Source organism: Corynebacterium glyciniphilum AJ 3170, from assembly GCF_000626675.1.
GTDB classification, from domain to species: domain Bacteria; phylum Actinomycetota; class Actinomycetes; order Mycobacteriales; family Mycobacteriaceae; genus Corynebacterium; species Corynebacterium glyciniphilum.
In genome coordinates this window covers 3,120,129-3,142,154 of the sequence record NZ_CP006842.1, presented here as the reverse complement: position 1 = coordinate 3,142,154, position 22,026 = coordinate 3,120,129, and the positions used below count along the sequence as shown (strand labels likewise).

Genomic DNA, 22,026 nt, shown 5'->3' with positions numbered 1-22,026 from the left:
ACCGTGGCCACACATGCAGACAGAGCGGTCTAGTGGAAAGTATGCGGTGAAGCAGGTGGCGGCCGTGGGGCTCGTGCTCGGCACGGTCGCCGGTCTCGCCGCCTGTGGCTCCGCCACCGGACAGGACGGGGCGGACTACTCCGGTCCGCCCGTGTCCGGTGGAACGCTGCGTGTGGCATTCGACGGAGACATCACCTGCGCCGACGGACAGCAGGTCGGCAACAACTCCGCCCTGAACGTCTCCCGCCAGCTCACCGACTCCCTGACCGATCAGGATCCCGAGACCGGCGAGATCGTGCCGTGGCTCGCCGAGAGCTGGGACGTCAGCGACGACTCGACGACCTTCACCTTCCACCTGCGCGACGGGGTCTCCTTCGCCGACGGCACCGAGTTCAACGCCCAGTCGGTGAAGGACAACTTCGAGTCCATCGTCGACCTCGGGGCGAAGTCCTCGCTGGGCTCGACCTACCTCGCGGGCCTGGACGGCATCGACACCCCGGACGACAACACGGTCACCGTGCGCTTCAGCGAACCTAACGCCCAGTTCCTCCAGGCCAGCTCGACCATGACCCTGGGTTTCTACGCCCCGAGCACCCTCGAGAAGACCCCCGAGGAGCGCTGCACCGGCGACCTCGTCGGAACCGGACCCTTCGAGATCGCCGACTTCAGCGCGTCCGGGGGAGCGTCCCTGGTCCGCAACGACGACTACGACTGGGGCTCCTCCCTCGCCGAGCACGACGGCCCGGCCTACCTCGACGGCATCGAGTTCACCGTCGTCCCCGAGTCCGGCGTCCGCAACGGCAGCCTGGCGTCCGGCCAGATCGACGTGGACACCGCCGTCCAACCGCAGGACGAGGAACTGCTCGACCAGTCCGGTTTCCCGATCATCGACCGGCCGAACCCGGGTGTGAACTACTCCTTCTTCCCCAACTGGAGCAAGGGGCCCTTCGCCGACAAGCGCCTCCGCCAGGCCGTGAACGCGGCGATCAACCGCGACGAGCTCACCGCGGTGCTCTCGAAGCGGCAGAAGCCGGCGACCAACGTCCTGGGCTCCACGACCCCCGGCTACACCGACCAGTCCGACATCCTCGCATACGACGCGGACAAGGCCAATGAGCTGCTCGACGATGCCGGCTGGACCGAACGCGACGACGACGGCTTCCGGACGAAGGATGGCGAGAGGCTCAGCTTCACCGTCGGCTACTGGCAGACCGCACCCTTCCTCGAACTCGTCCAGCAGCAGCTGCGTGAGGTCGGCGTCGACCTGCAGCTGAAGGAGCAGACGATGGCGGAGACCTCGGCTTCACAAGAGACCCACGACAACGACGTCGAGTTCTACAACCTCACCCGTTCCGACCCGGACGTGCTCCGCACGGTCTTCGACTCCGGTGGACGCGACGTCAACACCAGGGACACCGACCACGTCGACGAACTGCTGTTGGACGGTCTCTACGCCACCGACGACGAGGAGCGGTCCCGGATCATCGCCGACACCACCACCGAACTCGTCGATGAAGGCAATGTCATCCCACTCGTCGAGCTCTCCGGGATCTCCGCCACCGCGCCCAACGTGAACGGATACAAGTACGAGGCCTCCAGTCGCCTCCAACTTTTCGACACCTGGCTGGCTAAAGGAGAATGACCATGAACCGTCACCAGGCACAGCACCTGCTGCTGCGCGTAGTCTACGGCCTCATCATCATTTGGGCGGCCTGGACACTGACCTTCCTGATCCTCTACGTCCTCCCTGGCGACCCGGTCGCCACGATGCTCTCCGGATCCGGTCAGGTGGACGCCTCCCCGGAGGAGATCGAGGAGCTCCGACAGCAGTACGGACTCGACAAGTCACTGCCGGGCCAGTACCTGGCAGCCCTCGGCGGCCTGCTCACCGGTGACCTCGGGACCTCCTACATGACCGGGGAGACCGTGACCGCCTCCCTGGCGGAGACCCTGCCCACCACGCTCCAGCTCGCCGTCACCGCCCTCGTCATCGGTGGCGTCGTCGGCACCGCCCTGGCCGTCGCTGCCGTGGCCGCGACGACGAGCCGCTCGCCGCGGCTGCGTCGGCTCGGTGACGGGCTCGCGGGACTGCCGGTGCTGGGTGTGTCGCTGCCGATCTTCTGGATCGGGCTGATCATGCTACAGATCTTCTCCTTCCAGCTCGGCTGGGTGCCGGCCCTGGGGTCCACGGGCATCGCCGGTCTCATTCTTCCGGCCATCACCTTGGCCACACCGGTCGCCGCGCACGTCGGCCAGGTTCTGCAACGAAGCCTCACCGCCTCCTGGCAGCAGCAGTTCACCACCACCTTCCGGGCCGCCGGTTACTCCACCCCACGGTTGCTCACCACCCACGCACTGCGTGCCTCCCTCGGACCGGTGCTCGCCATCGGTGGCGTCCTCACCGGGCAGCTGCTCAGCGGCACGGTCGTTGTCGAGACGGTGTTCACCCGCAACGGGTTGGGCCGCCTGCTGGTCACCTCGGTGACCTCCCAGGACATCCCCGTCGTCCTCGGGGTCGTCACGGTCTCCGCGGTGATCTTCGTGATCGTCAACATCGTCACCGACCTGCTGCTGCCCGTCGTCGACGCCCGCACCCGGGTCAGTGCGCCGGCAGGGAAGACAGGGAACACAGACAACACAGCGAACAAAGAGCAGAAAGAGACGGTGCCCGCATGACCACCACACTGCCCCGTCCCGACTCCCAGGGCACCGTCCCGGACAGCCGGGGCACCTCAGTCATCACCCGTGCACTCCCTCCACGACGCCGGCGGGGCCTCCTGACCCCGGGCAACATCCTGGTTGCCGTCATCCTGCTCGTGGTCCTGCTCTGGACCCTGGTCCCCGGACTGTTCACCTCCGCCGACCCGCTCGTCGGTGAACCCGCGGACCGCCTGCAGGGGCCCAGCCTCAGCCACCTCTTCGGCACCGACCACCTGGGCCGTGACGTGTGGACACGGGTCATCCACGGCACCCGCGAATCCGTCGTGACCGCGGCGTCCGCCGTCCTCGTCGCCATCGTCGCCGGAACCCTCATCGGCACGGTCTCCGGGTACATCGGCGGTGTGGTGGACACTCTGCTCGCCCGGCTGACCGACGTCCTGCAGTCCATCCCCAGCCTACTGCTGTCCATCGCCGTCGTCGCCGGTCTCGGTTTCGGCCCCGGCAAGGTCGCCGTCGCCGTGGGTATCGCCTCGGTCCCGACCTTCGTCCGCGTCTCCAGGACCGAGGTCCTGCGGTGGAGGTCCAGTGACTTCGTCGAGGCGGCCCGGCTCTCGGGCATCGGCACCGGACGCATCCTGCTCCGGCACATCCTGCCCCACTCACTCAGTCCCCTGGTCGGCCTCGCCGTCCTGGAGTTCGGTACCGCCCTGCTCGCCGTGTCCTCCCTCAGCTTCCTCGGACTCGGCTCCCCGCCGCCGGCACCGGAGTGGGGACTGCTCGTCTCCGACGGGCGCAGCTACCTCGCCAGCGCCTGGTGGCTCGCCACCCTGCCCGGACTCGTCATCGCCGTCACCGTCATCGCCGTCAACCAACTGTCCCGTACGCTCACCGCCACCAGGAGGACATCATGACCAGCACCGCTTTCGCACCCACCACGAACAACACCGAAGACAGCCGCGATGACACGCAGTCACCGCAGGACGCGGCACTCGAACTGAACGGTCTCACCGCCTCCTACGGCGCAGCTCCGGCGGTGCAGGACGTCGACCTCTCACTGACGGTCGGTGAGACCGTCGCCCTGGTCGGGGAGTCCGGCTCCGGAAAATCGACCACCGCCCGCGCCGCCATCGGCCTCGGTGGGGAATCCCTGACCGTCTCCGCCGACGGGCACCGGATCCTGGGATCCGAGGTCACCGGGGCATCACCGGCGACATGGCAGCGGCTCTACCGCGGTGGCATCGGCTACGTCCCCCAGGACACCGGGGAGGGCCTCAACCCGGTGCGGACGATCGGCAGCCAGCTCGCCGAGGCCTTCCGGCAGAGCAGCGGACGCCCCGGGACCCGCGGAGCCGGCAGGCTCAGCCGTTCCGAGTCACGCGCCGCCGTGCGCACCGCCCTGGCCGACGTGGGACTGGACGCCGACGTCCACGGGAACCGTCATCCCCATGAGCTCTCCGGCGGCCAACGCCAGCGCGTCCTCATCGCCCTGGCACTCATCGGCCACCCGGCCGTGGTCGTCGCCGACGAACCGACCTCCTCCCTCGACGTCACCGTGCAGAAGCAGGTGCTCGACCTGCTGGAGCGTCGCGTCCGTGAGTCCGGTGCCGCACTGTTGCTCATCACCCATGACCTCGGCATCGCCTATGACCGTGCCGACCGCATCATCGTCCTGAAGGACGGGCGCGTGGTGGAACAGGGTACGGCCCGGCATCTGCTCACCAACCCGACCGAGGAGTACACCCGTTCTCTCCTGGCCGCGGTCCCGGGCAGAAACCCCCGCGACACCGCACGGTCGCGACGGCAGGACGGCTCAGACACCACACCCGTCATCACGGCCACCGGCCTCACCCGCGTCTTCCGCCGCGGGGAGTCCCCGGCCGTCGACTACGTCGACCTCACCGTCCACCGCGGCAACACCCTCGGCATCGTCGGACCCTCCGGCTCGGGGAAGTCGACCACCGCCCGCATCCTGCTCGGTATCGAGCCCTTCGACGCCGGGGACGCCACCGTCCTGGGACGCACCCTCGACGGCCGCGGCATCCGGGCAAGGCGAGGCGGGGATGCCGTCGCCCTGTCCCGGCAGGCCCGGGTGATCCACCAGGATCCCGGTGGCTCCCTCGACCCGCGGTTCAGCATCGCCGACACCATCGCCGAACCTCTCGTCGGGTTCGGGATCGGCGACAAGGCCAGTCGGCGGGACCGTGTCGCGGAACTGCTCGACCTGGTGGCGTTGCCGTCCGACGCCGCCGACCGGCGACCCGCGGAGTTGTCCGGCGGACAACGCCAACGCGTCGCCATCGCACGGGCACTCGCCGTCGAGCCGGACCTCCTCGTCCTCGATGAGCCGGTCTCCGCCCTTGACGTCTCGGTGCAGGCTCGTATCCTCGACCTCCTCACCGAACTTCAGGACGAGCTCGGGCTGACCTACCTCTTCATCAGCCATGACCTTGCCGTGGTCCGTGACATCGCCGACGAGGTCATCGTCATGGACTCCGGCCAGGTCGTCGACCACGGACCGACCGGGGAGCTGTTCGCCGACCCGTCCAGCGAGGTGACCGCCCGTCTCCTCGCTGCCGTGCCTGAGTTACCTGAGCTGCCCGCCACCGCCGTCACCGCATCTACCGCACAGAACGGAGCACACCATGACTGACCAGAACAACGGCGACAAGCGTCAGGTACACCTCGCCGCCCACTTCCCGGGGGTCAACAACACCACCGTGTGGGCGGACCCCGCCTCCGGGTCCCACATCGACTTCAGCAGCTTCGAGCATTTCGCGCGCACTGCCGAACGAGGCTTCTTCGACTTCTTCTTCCTCGCCGAAGGTCTCCGCCTGCGCGAGCACAAGGGACAGATCTTCGACCAGGACGTCGTCGGACGACCTGAGACCGCCACCGTGCTGGCCGGTCTCGCCGCAGTCACCGAGAACATCGGCCTCGCCGGGACCTTCAACAGCACCTTCAACGAGCCCTATGACCTGGCCCGCACCCTCGCCACGATCGACCGGCTCTCCGGCGGACGTGCAGCCTGGAACCTGGTCACCACCCACAACGCCTTCACCGGCGAGAACTTCCGTCGCGGTGGCTTCCTCGACGGCGCCGACCGCTACCACCGGGCGTCCGACTTCCTGGACGCCGCGCGCACCCTCTGGGAGTCGCACATCGAGGGCGACGGGCAGTTCTCCTACAGCAGCGACTTCTTCGACATCTCCGGGACCTTCCCGGTCCCGACCACTCCTCAGGTCAGCCCGGTGATCTTCCAGGCCGGGGACTCCGGGGAGGGACGTGACTTCGCTGCCCGCCAGGCCGACGTGATCTTCTCCCGCCACTCCGAGGCCGAGGACGGCCGGAAGTTCCGGCAGGACCTGGACGCCCGCCTGGAGAAGGCGGGGCGTCGTCCCGAAGACCTGAAGATCTACCCGGCCATCTCCGTGATCCTCAGCGACTCCGCCGAGGAGGCACAGGAGCGGTACGAGGAGGTGCGCCGCCAGCAGGTCAGCGGACCCGGGGCGATCGCCTTCCTGGAACAGGTATGGGGGGCCGACCTCACCGACCTCGACCCGGATGGCCCGCTGCCGTCCTTCGACCCGGACCTCGGCAACGCCGACATCACCCGTGGGCGGGTCCGTCACGAGAAGGACCCGGGCGCGGTGGTGAAGAAGTGGCGCGAGCTCGCTGAGGCGAAGAACTACTCCATCCGCGAGCTGGTCATCGAGGTCTCCGGCCGTGGCGGCACCCTGGTCGGCACCCCGTCCCAGGTCGCCGAGAAGTTCGACGACCTCACCCAGCAGCGGGTGGCGGACGGCTTCATCCTCGTCCCGCACATCACCCCGGGTGGACTCGACGACATCGTCGACAAGGTCGTCCCCGAACTGCAGGACCGTGGGGTGTACCGCACCAGCTACCCCGACAGTGGCGGTGGAACCCTCCGCGACAATCTCGGCCTGCCGTCCTACACACCCCGCACCCTCCAGGAGATCCCGGCATGAGTGACACCCGCATCGTCCGCATCACCCCGTCCGCCGCGCTGGACTTCTCCGCGGTGCGCGCCGTGGTCCAGGCTCTCGACTCCGCAGAACCCGGATCCATCGTGCTGCTCGGCGACGATCACGCCACCGGCCAGAACGCCGTCTCCCTGGCGGCTTGGCTGGCAGCCCAGACGGAACGGGTGCGCATCGTCGCCGAGACCCCGGTGACCCACACCGAACCCTTCCACGTCGCCACCTCCACGGCCACGCTGGACTACGTGTCCCGGGGCCGCGCCGGTTGGTCGCCGACGGCGCAGACCGACGAGGCCACCGCCGCACTCACCGGACGCCGTGAGGCCGCCGGGTACGAGGCATGGAAGGAGACCGGGGACGTCGCTCGGATCGTCCGGGAGCTGTGGACCTCCTGGGACGGGGACGCGGAGATCCGCGACGAGGAGACGCACCGCTTCGTCGACCGGGAGAAGTTGCACTACATCGACGCCGGCGCCACCGACTCCGTCGGTGAGACCTACACGGTCAAGGGACCGTCGATCGTCCCGCGCCCGCCACAGGGGGAGCTGCCGGTCGTCGTGACGGTGGGCGACCCGGAGTGCGTGGCCGTGGTGGACAGCGCCCTGAAGAACCCGCAGGACATCCTCGTCGTCGGTGACCGTTTCGTCTCCCGCGACGGCGACCGGGGTGAAGTGGTGGAACTCCACGACACCTCCGAGTTGCTGACCTTCGCCTCCCAGGTGGCGGCGTGAGCGCTGTTCCTTCTCTACCCACCGTCGTCTTCGTCGGCGGAGGTCCGCGCACCACCGGCACGCTGCTCGCCATCGCAGCGCGTCTGCGCGAGGCGGGCACCCCGCCGGCTGACCGGGCACTGGACATCCACGTGGTGGACCCGTACCCCGCCGGACCGGGCCGCATCTGGCGCTCCGAGCAGCCGGAGCAGGTGTGGATGAACAACACCTCCGACCAGATGACCATCTACGCCGACGGCGATCCCCACGTGCCTGGCGCTCTCGCCGGACCGACGATCGCGGACTGGATCGGTGAGGGCGGCAAGTTCATCCCCCGCCGGGATGCGGCCATCTACCTGCGGGATGCCTTCGACAAGGCGGTCGCTGCCCTCCCTCCGGGCGTCACCGTCACCGAACACCGGGCGAAGGCCGTCTCCGCGGCCCGCTCCGAGACCCCGGACGGCTCCCGGACCATCCGGCTGGACGACGGGACGAAGCTGCACGCCGACGTCACCGTCCTGGCCCAGGGGTATCTCGACGTCCGGCAGGACGGCGCTGCCCATCCCGGCCACACCCCGCCCGGCTACACCGTCGACCAGGACTTCTCCCACCTGCCCGCAGGAGAGGACGTGCTGGTTCGTGGATTCGGACTGGCGTTCATCGACCTGATGATGATGCTCACCGAGGGGCGCGGCGGACGCTTCGCGTGGGAGGACACCCCGATCGACTCCCAGTTGATACCGGAGTACCACCCCTCCGGTCGGGAGCCGGTGCTGTGGGTCGGCTCGCGCCGTGGTGTGCCGTACCGCTCGAAGCTGCCGGATGGTCCACCGCAGGTCACGCCCCGCTACCTCGCCGAGGACGTGCTCGCCAGGCTGCCGCGCACCAGTGGCGGGGTACTTCCGGACGGTGTGCTGGAGTCCCTGCTGAACGCTGAGATCACCGACGCCTGGTACGTCACGCTGGCGGAGTCCGGTGTGGCGGAGTCCGGCCGGATCTCGCTGACCGTGGACGAGATCCACACGCTCGTCGATCCCTGGGTCGACGGGTTCATCGCCGGTGACCGCGACGGGGCACAGGACCTGCGGGCGAAGGCACTGCAAATCCTCGAGGCCGCCGTCCCCGACCCGGAGGACCGGCTGGACCTGGAACGCCTCGACCGGCCGTTCGCCGACCGCGAGGTCGACGGGGATGCCGTGGAAGACGCCGTGGAGGACATCGTCGTGGCCAACCTGCGACGTGTCGCCTCTCGGCATTTCCCGCAGGACGGTGCCCTCTACTCCACACTGGTCACCGCGTTCTTCGCCGCGGGTTCGCTGGCCGCCGGCGGAGCATTGTCCGCGGCCGACCAGCAGTACGTCGCCTCGCTCGCCTCGACATTCTCCTATGTCTGCTCCGGACCTCCTCCGGAACGCCTGGCGAATCTGGTGGCGCTGCACCGCGCAGGCGTGGTCCGGTTCCTCGGTCCGGACGCGGAATTCAGGACCCTGCCGGAGGGCTCCCCGCACCGGTACGCTTCGTCGTCCGTGTCGACCTCCTTCACCGACCGTCCCGTGGAAGTTGCCGCCGACCGTCTCGTCGACGCCCGGTTGGCGCCCCTCAGCGCCGACCGGCTGACCGATGATCTGCTCAGCGGTCTGCTCGCCGAGGGCGAGATCGTGGTCAAGGAACGGGGGCAGTCCGCCGTTATCACCGTGGACCCCGACGACCGCGTGGTGGCCTCCGACGGCTCGGTGGCTGACAGCCTCTTCCTCATCGGGCCGACGAGTTCCTCGCCGGTGATCGGCGGTTTCGGACGCCCGAATCAGGCCACCCAGGTCTTCCCGGCCAATGACGCGCTCGCGGCGACGGTGCTGGACACCGCTCTCACACGCGACGCATCAGCCACACGAAGTAGGGAGCTCCGATCAGCGCGATCATGAGCCCGGCCGGCACCTGCGACGGCGCGATGACAGAGCGTCCCACCGCATCGGCGATGCACACCAGCAGCGCGCCCAGAACCATCGCGGTCGGCAGCACCCGGTCGTGGCGGGCACCCACCAACGCACGGGCGAGGTGAGGTGCCACCAGGCCGACGAAACCGACCACACCGACCGCCACCACGCTGACCGCGGCGAGCACCGCCGCGATGGTCAGCAGGGCCAGCCGTGCGCCGGTGACCGAGACCCCGAGGATGCGCGGGGTGTCGTCGTCGACGGACAGCAGGTCCACGTCCCGTCGCAGGATGAACAGCAAGGTGACCGCCACCACCAGGACGACCGCCACCGGTACCAGGTCGGGGAAGGTGCGGCCGTAGGTTGTTCCGGACAGCCAGGTGAAGATCCGCGGGGTGTCGTAGGGGTTCGCCCGCAACAGCAGGAAGGTGCTGATCGACGACAGGCCGTAGCCGACGCCGATGCCGATGAGCACGAACCGGTCCGGCAGTAGCCCGCCGCGCCAGGCCAGCGACGTGACCAGAGCGAAGGTGGCGAGACCACCGACGAGGGCGAAGATGACCAGCGCGGTGCGTCCACCGGACGGCACCAGGGTCACGGCGATCACCGCACCCACACCGGCACCGGCGGTGATGCCGAGCAGGCTGGGTTCGGCCAGCGGGTTGCGCACCGTCCCCTGCACTGCGGTACCGGCTAGGCCGAGGGCGGCGCCGGCGAGGATCGCGGCGAGGACCCGTGGCGCCCGGTCGTCCAACGCTCCGTCCACGAGCCGCGGTGCGGAAGACTGCAGCCACAGGACGATGTCTCCGGTCTTCAGCCACAGACTGCCGGCCAGCAGCCCCACCACCGCAGCGATGATCAGCAGGACCACGGCCACGGACAGCACCACCAGGAAGCGACGCCGGGCCTGAGCGGGCGTGAAAGTCCCGCGGCGGGCGCCGGCATTGGCGCGGGCGGCACGCACCACCCCCTGGTCGCGCATGCGCATCGCGAGGATCACGATGACCACCGCGCCGAGCAGCGACGTCGGGATGCCGGTGGGGATCGACGCGGCCTGCTCGGCGCCGAGGACCGCACGCAGCAGTGCGTCGGACAACAGGACGATCAGTGCGCCGATCAGACCGGTCACGGGAATGAGCACAGCGTGGTGGCGGAGGCCGCGGATGCGGGTGGAAAGCAGCCGGGCGAGCACCGGTGCGCCCAGCCCGATGAACCCCAGCGGGCCGGCGACCGTCACGGACAGGGCAGTGAGCAGGACCGCGATGACCACGGCGATGGCGCGGGTGGCACGGACCGGGATGCCGAGGGTGGTGGCGGTGTCATCGTCGCCGAGGGAGAGGACGTCGAGGCGGCGGGACATCACGACCGCGGCGACGAGTCCGAGCAGGATGATCGGCACCGCGCGGGCCGAGGCGTCCACACTGAGCTGGGACAGGGATCCGGATCCCCAGGCGAACAGGCCGGTGGTGTTCTGGCTGAACAGGATCAGCAGCATGCCGGTGACCGCATCCAGGGCCATGGCTATCGCGGAGCCGGCGAGGATGAGTTTGGTTGTTCCGGTGGAGCCGCCGCGGCCGGATCCTGCACCGGTGAGGGCCAGTACCAGGGTGGCGCTGGCCAGGCCGCCGGCGAAGGCGACCAGGCCGGAGGCCCAGAACGGCACGCTGATGCCGAACGCCGCCACTGCGGTGAGGGTGACGTAGGATCCAGCGGTCACCGCGAGGGTGTCGGGGGAGGCCAGTTGGTTGCGTGTGACTGACTGCAGGAGGATACCGGCGACGCCGAGGGCGAAGCCGACCGTGACCCCGGCGAGCAGCCGGGGTATCCGCGATCCGGAGAGGATACTGCTGACGGGCACACCGTTGACGTCCCGGGGCGCGTCCGGGTGTCCCACGACATGCAGGAGCAGGTCGCGGATGCCGAGACCGGAGGTGCCCTGGGTCAGGTGCCACAGTCCTACGCCGGCAATCGCCAGGATGAGGGTGGCGATCAGGCCGAGCGGGGCGAGGGGTGTTCTGGTCTTTCTCACTTGGATTCGGCGGTATCTCCGCTGTCTCCGCTGTCTCCGGCGCTCCCGGCCTCCACAGCCGTGACGGCGTCGACGAAGGCGTCGATCAGCTGGATGCAGGAACGCGGACCGCCGGCGGCCCAGAGGTCATTGGGGAACTCGTGGGTGCGGTTGTCCTTGACGGCGGGCAGGTTGTTCCAGATCGGGTTGGAGGTCATGGCCTTGACGTAGTCGTCGGCGCCGTCGGTGCCGCCCTGGGAGCCGGTGTAGAAGAGGTTGGCGTCGCCGACGGCGGTGAGGCCCTCGATGTCGGTCTGGGCGAGGCCGTAGGAGGGATCCACCCCACCGTCACCGTAGGAGTCGTTGATGTCGTCGGTCCAGGCGGAGGTCATGCCCAGTTCCTCGCCGAGCTGGGTCATCAATGCGCCAGTGGTGTAGGGCCGGATGGTCAGGTTGCCGCTCTCGACCCAGCCGTCGAAGTAGAGGAAGTCGGAGTCGTCGCGGTCCTTGAGGGTGGCGACGGTGTCCGCGAGGTCGTCGCGGGCGGCGGCGAGGTGGTCGTCGAATTCCTTGTTGACCTCTTCGGCGCGGGCGGAGCGACCGGTGGCTTCACCGATCTTGGTGAGGACGTTCTTGACGGTGCCGATCTGGTCAGCGGCGTCGGCACCCTTGACGGCGAGGACGGGAACGTCGCGTTCCTCGAGCTGGGTGAGCACGGCGTCGTCGGTGCTGAACGCCTCGACGATGATGAGGTCGGGATCGGCACCGTAGATGGCGTCGAGGTCGGGTTCACCGCGCTCGCCGGCGTTGACGACGTCGTCGGGCAGGGCCTCGGCGCTGACGTAGGTGCTGTAGTCGTCGGGCGAGGCGACGGCGACCGGGTCGACGCAGAGGCTGATCGCGTCCTCGATCTCCTGCCACTCCAGGACGGCGACGCGGCTGGCGGGTTTGTCGAGTTCCACGGTGCGTCCGAGGTCGTCGGTCATGGAGACCGGATCGGTGCTGGTCTCGATGTCGCCGTCGCAGCCGGCGGCACCGGAGGTGGGAGCCTCGCCGGCGGCGTCGGACGAATCAGACGAGCCGGTGTCGGTGGTGCCGCAGGCGGCGAGGGTGAGCGTCGCTGTGGCTACGGCCGCGGTGAGCGCGGTGGCGGCGGTGGGTAACCGTCGGAGGTGCATGGGTGGTCCTTTCAGGGGGTGGCCCGGACGCGTCCCCGGTCAGGGTGTCGTCCGATCGGGTCGATGCGCAGGCGGCCGGTGCGGGGGTCTACGCCGACGTCAACGGGGATGTCGTAGGCGGTGCTGATGTTCTCGGCGGTCAGGACGTCCTGGGGCGGCCCGGTCGCGAGGACGCGGCCGTCGGTGAGCAGGACGAGGTTGTCGGCGACGCGCAGGGCGTGGTCGAGGTCGTGGAGGACGACGCCCACGGCGACGGGCGTGGAGTTGTGTCCGTCGGCGAGATCGCGGATGAGGTCGAGGATCTCGGTCTGGAAGCGCAGGTCGAGGTGGTTGGTGGGTTCGTCGAGCAGGATGACGCCGGTGTCCTGGGCGAGGCAGGCGGCCAGCCAGGCGCGTTGGACTTCGCCGCCGGAGAGTTCACCGGCGTTGCGGTCAGCTTTGTCTGCCATGCCGGTGACCTGCAGTGCATGGTCGATACTGGTGTGGTCGTCGGGGCTCAGCCCGGCGAAACGGCGGCGGTGCGGGTGGCGTCCGAAGCCGACGATCTCGCGCACGGTCAGCCCGTCGGGGGTGGGCCGGGACTGGGAGAAGAGGGTGAGGCGGGTGGCGACGTCGCGGGGGCTGAGCAGGGAGACGTCGCCACCGTCGAGGCGGACGGTGCCGTCGTTGACGGGGTGGAGACGGGCCAGGGAGCGCAGCAACGTGGATTTCCCGGAACCGTTCGGCCCGACGAGTGCGGTGACGGTGCCTGGTTCGAGGATGAGGGAGACGCCGTGGATCACCGTGGATCTGCCGTAGCCGAGGGTGAGGTGTTCGCCCTCCAGGGTGCGGGCAGATGGGGTGGACATGGGTGCGCTGGTGATCCTTCAGGGGAGATGGCATAGCCTAACCTCAAGAAGAGTAGGGCAGCGTAACCCGTGTCCGCAATCTCGTTTTCAGGACATCAAGTTCGGCTTAGCGGACATCCCTGATGTGGTGGCCCGGCCGGTACGCGCCGGGTGTCGTGCCCATCATCCGCCGGAAGGTGTCGATGAACGTGCTGGTCTGGGCGTAGCCGAGGTCGCTGGCAACGTCTTGCACGGGCGTTCCCTCACTGAGCATCGTGAGTGCCCGTTGGATGCGCAGGGTCAGGCGCCACTGTCCGAAGGGCAGGCCGGTGGATTCACGGAAGGCGCGGGTGATGGTGCGTTCGCTCGTGCCGAGCCGTCTGGCCCAGGCCTCCAGCCCGCTGAGGTCGCCGGGGTCAGCCAGTAGTGCGCGGACGACGGGGGCGATGCGGGGGTCGTCGGGCACGGGGAGGTCCAGTGGGGTGGTCACGGGATGCAGGACGTCGAAGACCACAGCTTCGGCGCGGCGTCGTTCACCCTCGGACAGGGTGTCTTGCCCGAGGTGGGTGAGTAAGGATTCGAGGACGGGGTTCATGGCCACCACGGTCACGTCGGACGGTGGCGTGAAGCCTTCGGGGGAGTGCCCGGGGGAGAAGAGGGTGCCGTAGAGGGTGACCCCCGAGGTCACGTCGCCGGAGTGTGCGGTGTCGGCGGGGATCCATATGCCGCGCCCCTCGGGGACGGCGAAGATGCGGTCGTGGGCGCGGGTGATCATCGCGCCACGGCGAACCCACACCAGTTCATGGCAGTCGTGACTGTGTGTGGGCCAGCTGGTCGGCGGGTTTGTCGCTCCGGCGGTGATGATGGCGGGTGGCACAGGGGATGCGGCTGTCACGGCTCGGCGATGATCTGGTCTGCGTCGACACCGGCGTCGGTGAGGATGCGGACCTGGTCGCGGACGGTGGCGGGGTCCTCCCCGGAGACCAGGACGAGTGTGTTGTCCCGGTGGGCCGGGTCCAGGACGGATTCCAGCGCCGCCTCTGCGGCGGTGACGTGGTCCTCGTCGGCAACGACGGGAGTAGCGCTGAACCAGGGGAAACCACGTTCCAGGCCGCGCATGTCGTCGAGTCCGTGCAGGTCGCGCGAGGTGTCAGTGCCCCATAACAGGTGGACCGGCGGAGGGTCGTCCATGCCGGACACGTCCAGGATCAGGGCACGCAGGGCGGCGAGACCTGCGTTGACGGCGATCATGACGACTGCGGCGGGGGCGTCGTCGCCGGTGGGAATGCCGAGTCCTCCGGTGGGGTTGGCGACGACCCAGGTCTCGCCGACCCTGGGGTCACCCGCGGCCGCGGGACAGTGGAATTCCAGGTAGCCGGCCTGGTTCGGGGGTAGTGCTGAGGCGTACTGCTGCCACTCGTTCGGGGCGGCGGGGATGCGGACCTCCAGTGTCTGCCCGGCCCATCCGGTCTCGGGGGAAGATGCCTGCAGGCGCACGACGGTGGTCTGTGCGGTGCGGTGTGCGACGTCGAGTACCGTCGCTGACAGGGAGGCGGGGACGCCAGCGTCATCGTCCTCGACTGCACCGAGCGCGACGATGCGCACGGCGTTGTCCACGGCCTGCAGGAGCTCTGTCAGGCCGTCGGGAATGCCCAGTTCGGCGGCACGTCGGTAGGTCAGGTCGATCCCCGGATAGGGGTAGCCGAATTCTTCGCAGGCTGCACGACCGGCAGCTTCGGCCGCGGCTTCGTAGTGCTGCATTGTCACGCCGAATTTACGCAGGTCGCGGCCGAGGTAGGCCAGGTATGCGGTGTGATCGGTGGTGAACTCCGCCTGGTCGCCGGTGAGTCCGTTCGAGGCGTACAGGACAGCCCGGCGCACCATCTCGCGTGGGACGGGTGCCGGTGGGGCGACGACACCATCCGCGGTGGCGGGGGAATGGTCGGGGACAAGGGGTGTGGCGAGCGCGGTGAAGTGGGTGCGGGTACGTGTGGTGATGCTGTCGATGCGCTCGCGTGCGACCTGCACTGCCGAAGCCAGGTCGCCGAGATCGGTGGTGCGTCCCCTCTCCTGTGTCATGAAGACCATTGTGGCATGTCGACGGAGATCGTCCGGGCCGACGATAGAAAGTGATGCACATCACACCAATAACGGCGACTTGAGTGGAACAGACTCAAGATTGACGGCGTTGGAATGACCGTAAGCGAAAGTTGACACGAACGCGCTAAAGTAGACACCGGCACGCACACGCAGAAAAGGAGACTGACGATGAGCGGATTCACCCCCACTACCCGTACCCAGGAGGCGATGCAGGCGGCACTGCAGTCCGCCAGCGCCAACGGGAACCCGGACATCCGTCCGGCCCACCTCCTCGTGGCGATCCTCGACCAGGAGGACTCCATCGCCCGCCCCGTCCTGCAGGCGGCCGGCGTCGACGCCGACGACGTCCTGCGTGACGCCCGCGACCTTGTCGCCGGTTACCCGCAGGCGTCCGGGTCCGGCATGGCCAACCCGAACTTCAACCGGGATGCCCTGAACGCCCTCACCGCGGCCCAGGAACTCGCCGAAGAACTCGGCGACTCCTACGTCTCCACCGAGGTACTGCTGGCCGGCATCGCCAAGGGAGACTCCGAGGCTGCCAAGGCCCTGCACACCCGCGGTGGCACCTTCGAGGCCATCCGTGGGGCGTTCGAGTCCGTGCGCGGCAACCGCAAGGTCACGACCGAGGAGCCGGAAGGCCAGTTCCAGGCGTTGGAGAAGTACTCCACCGACCTCACCGCCCGGGCCCGCGAAGGCAAGATCGACCCCGTCATCGGACGTGACCAGGAGATCCGCCGCGTGGTCCAGGTGCTGTCCCGGCGTACGAAGAACAACCCCGTCCTCATCGGTGAGCCCGGCGTAGGCAAGACCGCCATCGTCGAGGGACTGGCCCGGCGCATCGTCGCCGGCGACGTCCCTGAGTCACTACGCGGCAAGAAGCTGATCAGCCTCGACCTGGGTTCCATGGTTGCCGGCGCGAAGTACCGCGGCGAGTTCGAGGAACGCCTCAAGGCCGTCCTCGACGAGATCAAGGAGGCCGAGGGAGAGGTCGTCACCTTCATCGACGAGCTGCACACCATCGTCGGTGCCGGTGCCACCGGTGAATCCGCCATGGATGCCGGCAACATGATCAAGCCGCTGCTCGCCCGCGGTGAACTCCGCCTCGTCGGCGCGACCACTCTCGACGAGTACCGCAAGTACATCGAGAAGGACGCCGCCCTGGAGCGTCGTTTCCAGCAGGTCTATGTCGGCGAGCCGACCGTGGAGGACACCGTCGGTATCCTGCGCGGTCTCAAGGAACGCTACGAGGTGCACCACGGCGTCCGCATCCAGGACTCCGCGCTGGTCAGCGCGGCCTCCCTGTCGGACCGGTATATCACCAGCCGGTTCCTGCCGGACAAGGCCATCGACCTGGTCGACGAGGCCGCGTCCCGGCTGCGCATGGAGATCGACTCGCGTCCCGAGGAGATCGACGATTCCGAGCGCATCGTCCGTCGCCTCGAGATCGAGGAGATGGCGCTGAGCCAGGAAACCGACGACGCCTCCAAGGATCGCCTGGTCAAGCTGCGTGCCGAGCTCGAGGACGAGCGCGAGAAGCTCAACGGGCTCATGGCACGCTGGGAGAACGAGCGCGGGTCTATCGACCGGCTACGTGAACTGAAGGAGGAACTCGACAACCTGCGCACCGAGTCCGAGATAGCCGAGCGCGACGGGGACTACGCCCGTGTCGCCGAACTGCGCTACGGCCGTATCCCGGAGCTCGAGAAGCAGGTCGGCGAGGCCGAGTACGAGGCTGCCCAGGCCGAGGAGCAGCGCATGCTCACCGAGGAGGTCACCCCCGACACCATCGCCGAGGTCGTCTCCGCGTGGACCGGTGTGCCCGCCGGCAAGATGCTGGAGGGTGAGACCGAGAAGCTGCTGGCCATGGAGAAGGTCCTCGGCGGACGTGTTGTCGGCCAGGACGAGGCCGTGACCGCGGTGTCGGATGCGGTGCGTCGTGCCCGGGCCGGTGTCGCCGACCCGGACCGTCCCACCGGGTCCTTCCTCTTCCTTGGACCGACCGGTGTCGGTAAGACCGAGCTGGCGAAGTCCCTGGCGGAGTTCCTCTTCGACGATGAGCACGCCATGGTCCGCATCGACATGTCGGAGTACGGCGAGAAGCACTCCGTGGCCCGCCTGGTCGGCGCACCTCCCGGATACGTCGGCTACGACGCCGGTGGCCAGCTGACCGAGGCCGTGCGGCGCCGCCCCTACACGGTGGTGCTGTTCGACGAGGTGGAGAAGGCGCACCCGGATGTCTTCGACGTGCTGCTGCAGGTCCTGGACGAAGGACGTCTGACCGACGGCCAGGGCAGGACGGTGGACTTCCGCAACACCATCCTGATCCTCACCTCGAACCTCGGCGCCGGTGGCTCCGATGAGCAGGTCATGAACGCAGTGAAGGCCGCGTTCAAGCCGGAGTTCATCAACCGGTTGGATGACGTGGTCATCTTCGACGCCCTGTCGGCCGAGCAGCTGACCTCCATCGTGGAGATCCAGGTCGCGCAGCTTGCCGAGCGACTCGCTGCACGACGCCTGGAGCTGCAGGTCACCGAGGACGCTAAGGTGTGGCTTGCCGAGCGCGGCTACGAACCGGCCTACGGTGCCCGGCCGTTGCGCCGCCTGATCCAGAAGGCGATCGGGGACGCGCTGGCCAAGAAGCTGCTGGCCGGCGAGGTCCGTGACGGGGACACCGTGAAGGTGGACCTGCCGCGCGACGCCTCCGGTGCCGCCGACCCGACTGCGGACGCGCTGTCCATCGAGTCGGTCGCGCACGAGGGGTAGGTCACCGATACCCTGCCCCGGCGGAAATTGGCACCATCCTGTGCACGCGTATCACCCTGATCGCGGGCACAGGATGGTGCCAATTCACGTGTCACGGGGTCCGCCGTAGTCGCAGGGCCATGGCGACAGCATGGCGCACGTGCTCGAGCATCTCATCACGATCCCGGATGAGGTTCTTGTTGATCCGCACCGCCTCCCAGCCGAGGGTCTTGAGCTTCTGGTACAGCCGGAAATCGGTCTCCTGCTGTTCCGCGTTCGTGTGGTGCCTGCCGTCGTAGTACAGGGCCACCCGCAGATCCGGGCAGGCGAGATCTGGTGTGGTCTTCTTGCCGCGGAAGTGCCGTGCCTCGTCCTCGTCGAGCACCTCACCATCCTCCAGTGAGATGGTGACCTGCGAGGTCCAGGAGCAGGGGGAGGGAAGCTCGTCCCGGACGATGAGCCGCATGATCGTCTCCATGGGGGACTGTGCTCCCGTGTCGCCGAGCGCGAGGAGCCCCCGGAGCCGGCGGTGGTCCACGATGTGTCGTGCACCAGCCAGAACCTCCTCGGCGGTGACGAGCGTGCACTGGTAGAAGGCGTCGATGAACTGCACGGCACGGACCTCTCGGTCCGTGAGTCCCGGAACGGCGGGCGTCCACCAGGTCTTCTTCCCGGCGAGGACCGTGGCCAGGCACTGGGCGGCGGCGGTCGGTGCATCCACGACCCGGAGCCCGGGGAACCGGGGGTCGACGTTCACAGTCGGCAGGTCGTCACGCAACCTGCGGAAGACGGGGCCGCCTGCGGTAGTCGGGTTGCGACGTAGCCTGCGGGACAGCAGGACGACGCGCTCATTGTCCGCCCAGTACGGCAGCCCGTGTGCGGCCGCCGCACACCAGCCTGCTCCAACGCAGTCCTGGGCCAGCAGCCAGTGGCAGCGGAGTCGAGTGAGAATGTCCCACTGGTAGGGCTCCGGTTCACAACCTGTCCAACCGTCGGGACCGAGGCGGTGCCCTGTCATCCATGGCGGTGTCGGGCCTGCGGGTGGCAGCAGCACGCTGCGAACCGGGGCGTCCCACCTGTCGGCCGTGCGCCGGGACACCCCGGCGTTGAGGGCGTCTTTTCGGAGCCGGGGCACCCGCGAAGGGTAGACGCGACGCGTGAAGAGCGGTCCCCGCCCGGGCCTGATGCGCCCGTTTTTCTCCGCCTTGTTCCAGCCGTATCCCCCGAATTGTGTCCCCATGGGACTTGATCTAACACCACCACCGTGGGTGCGGCCGGGGCTTATCCACAGCCCGGGGAATGGGCACCATCCTGTGCACACGATCCGCTCCGATTGCGTTCACAGGATGGTGCCTATTTCCGCCGGGGCAGCTACGGCGTCGACGGTGCGGTGAAGAACGTGGCCGCGTCGATCGCGTCCAGCGGAATCCAGGCGGTCGACGTCCCCGCACCGTCGCCCCAGGGCACCGCGGTGCTCCGGAGCTCCAACGCGGTGACGGGCCGCTCGTCGATCTGCAGTACCAGGGTGTAGATCGCCGCGAGGATATGCGGGCACGGTTGTTTTCGTGCCCGGCATGTGCAGGTCGCGGTTTCGTCCGGCGCGGCAGGGGTGACCGACACGTCGGCCTCGGTGAGCTGTGTGAGCAGATCGTCGGGCAGATCGCCGCTGGGATCCGGACGGTGCGTGGCCAGCACGGCGGACGCCGCCGCTTCCTCCTCTTCAGTCCACGGAGACAGGTTCAGGGTGACGGTCGGGCTCGAAGACCCGTCGCGCACTGTCGCAGTCGCCGTCGGTGATCCCGGTGACCCGGACAGCGTCAGGTCAACCTTGTGGTTCCTGGCGAGGCTGCGTGCCTTGGGGAGCTGGGGGCGGGGTGACCCGTCGGTGCGTTCAACGGTGCGCAGCCAGGCCCGGCCCCAGGGTGTAGCCCCGAATTCTGCGTCAACCATCAGTAGACCTCCTTCAATTCGAGGACGTCGCGCAGCTCCTCGTCAGACATGCTGGTCAGCTCGGCGCTGTCGTCACCGGTGACGGCGTCGGCCAGGCCTTTCTTCGCCCGGTGCATCTTCTCGATGTAGTCCTCGAACGTCCCACCGACGACGAGGGTGTGGACGCTGAGCTTGTTCTTCTGACCGATGCGGTGCGCCCGTGCCGTCGCCTGTTCCTCCACCGCCGGATTCCACCAGCGGTCATAGTGGATGACGTGCGATGCCCGGGTCAGGTTCAGACCGAAGCCAGCGGCCCGCAGACTGAGGATCAGCACGGGCGGGGCGTCCTCGTCCTCCTGGAAATGCCGGACCATCTCGTCCCGCTCTGCTGCGGGCAGACCCCCGTGGAGGAACGGCAGGGTGGCGTACCCGAGCTGCTCGGCGAGTCCAGTGGCCAGGATCTCGCCCATGGTCCGGTACTGGGTGAAGATCAGCGTGTGCTCCCCGGCCTCAGCGATTTCGTCCACCATCTCGGCAACCCGGTCGTACTTCGCGGAGCGACCGTCTCGCCGATCCAGCTGCTGGTTCGGGTCGTCCGTCCGCAGGTACTGCTCAGGGTGGTTGCAGATCTGCTTCAGCGAGGTGAGCAGGGTGAGAATCTGGCCGCTGCGACCGGCGCCGGCACGGAAACCCGTGCTGAAAGCGGCCGTCACCGCATCGCGGTAGAGGGTGCGCTGCACCGGAGTGAGGCCGCAGATCACGGTGGAGTCCAGACGTTCCGGGAGTTCGAGGGCGACTTCGTCCTTGGTGCGCCGCAGCATGTATGGCGCGATGGTGTTCGACAGCCGGGCCGCCGCGGTGCGGGACTGCCGCTGTCGGATCGGCGTGGCGAACCGTGTCCGGAACCGTGCCCTGGTTCCCAGTACCTGGGGGACGGCCACCGAGAACAACGACCAGAGTTCCTCCAGGTTGTTCTCCACCGGTGTGCCGGTCATGATGACCCGTGCGGTGGCGTCCACACCCACGGCGGCCCGGGTGACCTGTGAGGAGGGGTTCTTGAGTTGCTGGGCCTCGTCGAAGACGGCGATGTCCCATGCGCGTGGCAGTATCCCGTCACCTGTGCGTAGGAGCGGGTAGCTGGTGAGGACGACAGCGCCTGCCGGAATCTCGTCGGGAAGTCGACGGTCTGAACCGTGGTAGCGCAGGACCGTTGTATGTGGTGCGAAGCGCTGCAGCTCGCGCGTCCAGTTGCCCAGCAGTGAGGTCGGGGAGACAACGAGATGCGGGCGTTCGGCGGTGCGCGTCGCAAGTAGGGCGATGACCTGCAGCGTCTTGCCGAGACCCATGTCGTCAGCGAGCACCGCGCCTCCGTCGTCGCGCACGCGGTCCCGGAGCCAGGACACCCCGTGTGCCTGGTAGGGGCGCAGGTCGGCCTGTACCTGACCGGTGTGGAGCTGTTCGGCGGTGTCCAGGTCCGTCCGGAACCGGGCGACGAGTGCGTCGGCGGTCGGGATCGCCGTCCCCTCCGCGTTCGGGACGGCATGCCCCGCCGGTGGGAGGGTGGTGGCGACTTCGGTGAACACGTCGTCGGCGCCGCGTCCCTGTCTGGTGCGTGGACGTAGGGCGAACCGGCTCGCTCTACGCCATGCTCTCGCGGAATCGTCGAGGTGACGTACCCGGGTCAGCGTCGACAGACAGCGGACGGTCGTGCTGAGGTCCGTGACGCAGACGTCGACGTCCTCGACGGTGACTGTCTCGCCCTCGGGAACGACGAGGCGCGTCGTCGTCCTGCGCCCGGCGGGCAGACCTGCGGCGGCCATCGTGGACGGAATGTCCGGGACTCCCCACCAGGCGAATCCGTATTCGTCGGGGAGATAGGTCGCCTGCAGGCGTGATGTGGACTGAACGGCCAGAGGAATCATCTCTCCGGTCTCGCAGG

16 protein-coding genes are annotated in these 22,026 nt (G+C 68.5%); 8 read left to right on the top strand and 8 right to left on the bottom strand.

What is annotated here, in order from left to right; all coding sequences use genetic code 11:
- The first annotated feature begins 13 nt into the window (after positions 1 to 13).
- Genes CGLY_RS14710 through CGLY_RS16905 form a run of 7 tightly spaced genes read left to right on the top strand, consistent with a single transcriptional unit; the run spans position 14 to position 9,291 of the window.
- The gene (locus CGLY_RS14710; RefSeq protein WP_052540319.1) at positions 14 to 1,642 is read left to right on the top strand and encodes an ABC transporter substrate-binding protein; all 1,629 of its coding nucleotides are present in this window, start codon (positions 14 to 16) and stop codon (positions 1,640 to 1,642) included.
- 2 nt (positions 1,643 to 1,644) lie between these two features.
- A complete protein-coding gene (locus tag CGLY_RS14705; protein ID WP_038550357.1) occupies positions 1,645 to 2,676 on the top strand; it encodes an ABC transporter permease in 1,032 nt (343 codons plus the stop codon).
- Entirely contained in the window at positions 2,673 to 3,572 is a 900-nt protein-coding gene (locus tag CGLY_RS14700) for an ABC transporter permease (RefSeq protein WP_038550355.1), read from the top strand. Before CGLY_RS14705 ends, CGLY_RS14700 begins: the two co-directional genes overlap by 4 nt.
- On the top strand, positions 3,569 to 5,311 hold the full coding sequence (locus tag CGLY_RS14695; RefSeq protein WP_038550353.1) for an ABC transporter ATP-binding protein: 1,743 nt from the start codon (positions 3,569 to 3,571) through the stop codon (positions 5,309 to 5,311). Before CGLY_RS14700 ends, CGLY_RS14695 begins: the two co-directional genes overlap by 4 nt.
- Positions 5,304 to 6,647 carry an NtaA/DmoA family FMN-dependent monooxygenase gene (locus CGLY_RS14690; RefSeq protein ID WP_052540317.1) on the top strand — a complete coding sequence of 448 codons (1,344 nt, stop codon included), beginning with the start codon at positions 5,304 to 5,306 and terminating at the stop codon, positions 6,645 to 6,647. Before CGLY_RS14695 ends, CGLY_RS14690 begins: the two co-directional genes overlap by 8 nt.
- A complete protein-coding gene (locus CGLY_RS14685; protein WP_038550351.1) occupies positions 6,644 to 7,390 on the top strand; it encodes an LLM class flavin-dependent oxidoreductase in 747 nt (248 codons plus the stop codon). Before CGLY_RS14690 ends, CGLY_RS14685 begins: the two co-directional genes overlap by 4 nt.
- On the top strand, positions 7,387 to 9,291 hold the full coding sequence (locus CGLY_RS16905) for an FAD/NAD(P)-binding protein (RefSeq protein ID WP_052540315.1): 1,905 nt from the start codon (positions 7,387 to 7,389) through the stop codon (positions 9,289 to 9,291). The genes CGLY_RS14685 and CGLY_RS16905 overlap by 4 nt, the downstream gene beginning before the upstream one ends.
- On the opposite strand, the gene CGLY_RS14670 is transcribed toward CGLY_RS16905, so the two are convergent.
- The 5 genes from CGLY_RS14670 to CGLY_RS14650 all read right to left on the bottom strand — a co-directional run bounded on the left by CGLY_RS14670 (position 9,236) and on the right by CGLY_RS14650 (position 15,395).
- Positions 9,236 to 11,332, bottom strand: a complete 2,097-nt coding sequence (locus tag CGLY_RS14670) for an iron ABC transporter permease (protein WP_038550349.1) — start codon at positions 11,330 to 11,332, stop codon at positions 9,236 to 9,238. The two genes, CGLY_RS16905 and CGLY_RS14670, sit on opposite strands and share 56 nt — an antisense overlap.
- Entirely contained in the window at positions 11,329 to 12,489 is a 1,161-nt protein-coding gene (locus CGLY_RS14665; protein ID WP_052540313.1) for an ABC transporter substrate-binding protein, read from the bottom strand. The genes CGLY_RS14670 and CGLY_RS14665 overlap by 4 nt, the downstream gene beginning before the upstream one ends.
- A gap of 11 nt (positions 12,490 to 12,500) precedes the next feature.
- Positions 12,501 to 13,337 carry an ABC transporter ATP-binding protein gene (locus CGLY_RS14660; RefSeq protein WP_052540311.1) on the bottom strand — a complete coding sequence of 279 codons (837 nt, stop codon included), beginning with the start codon at positions 13,335 to 13,337 and terminating at the stop codon, positions 12,501 to 12,503.
- 106 nt (positions 13,338 to 13,443) lie between these two features.
- Positions 13,444 to 14,211, bottom strand: coding sequence for an AraC family transcriptional regulator (locus CGLY_RS14655; protein WP_227590299.1), 768 nt, complete (start codon positions 14,209 to 14,211; stop codon positions 13,444 to 13,446).
- Positions 14,208 to 15,395 carry a ferredoxin reductase domain-containing protein gene (locus CGLY_RS14650; RefSeq protein ID WP_038553386.1) on the bottom strand — a complete coding sequence of 396 codons (1,188 nt, stop codon included), beginning with the start codon at positions 15,393 to 15,395 and terminating at the stop codon, positions 14,208 to 14,210. The genes CGLY_RS14655 and CGLY_RS14650 overlap by 4 nt, the downstream gene beginning before the upstream one ends.
- Before the next feature lie 189 nt (positions 15,396 to 15,584).
- Here CGLY_RS14650 and clpB point away from each other — a divergent pair, with 189 nt between their 5' ends.
- Positions 15,585 to 18,179, top strand: a complete 2,595-nt coding sequence (gene clpB, locus CGLY_RS14645; RefSeq protein WP_038550347.1) for an ATP-dependent chaperone ClpB — start codon at positions 15,585 to 15,587, stop codon at positions 18,177 to 18,179.
- Between the two features lie 91 nt (positions 18,180 to 18,270).
- Here the strand turns inward: clpB and CGLY_RS14640 are convergent, their stop codons facing one another.
- From CGLY_RS14640 to CGLY_RS14630, 3 genes are all read right to left on the bottom strand, one after another.
- Complete coding sequence (locus CGLY_RS14640) at positions 18,271 to 19,293, bottom strand: hypothetical protein (protein WP_227590298.1); 1,023 nt, start codon at positions 19,291 to 19,293, stop codon at positions 18,271 to 18,273.
- A 236-nt stretch (positions 19,294 to 19,529) separates the two neighbouring features.
- On the bottom strand, positions 19,530 to 20,108 hold the full coding sequence (locus CGLY_RS14635; protein ID WP_038550345.1) for an SWIM zinc finger family protein: 579 nt from the start codon (positions 20,106 to 20,108) through the stop codon (positions 19,530 to 19,532).
- Positions 20,108 to 22,009, bottom strand: coding sequence for a DEAD/DEAH box helicase (locus CGLY_RS14630; RefSeq protein WP_081803956.1), 1,902 nt, complete (start codon positions 22,007 to 22,009; stop codon positions 20,108 to 20,110). The genes CGLY_RS14635 and CGLY_RS14630 overlap by 1 nt, the downstream gene beginning before the upstream one ends.
- Between the last annotated feature and the right edge of the window lie 17 nt (positions 22,010 to 22,026).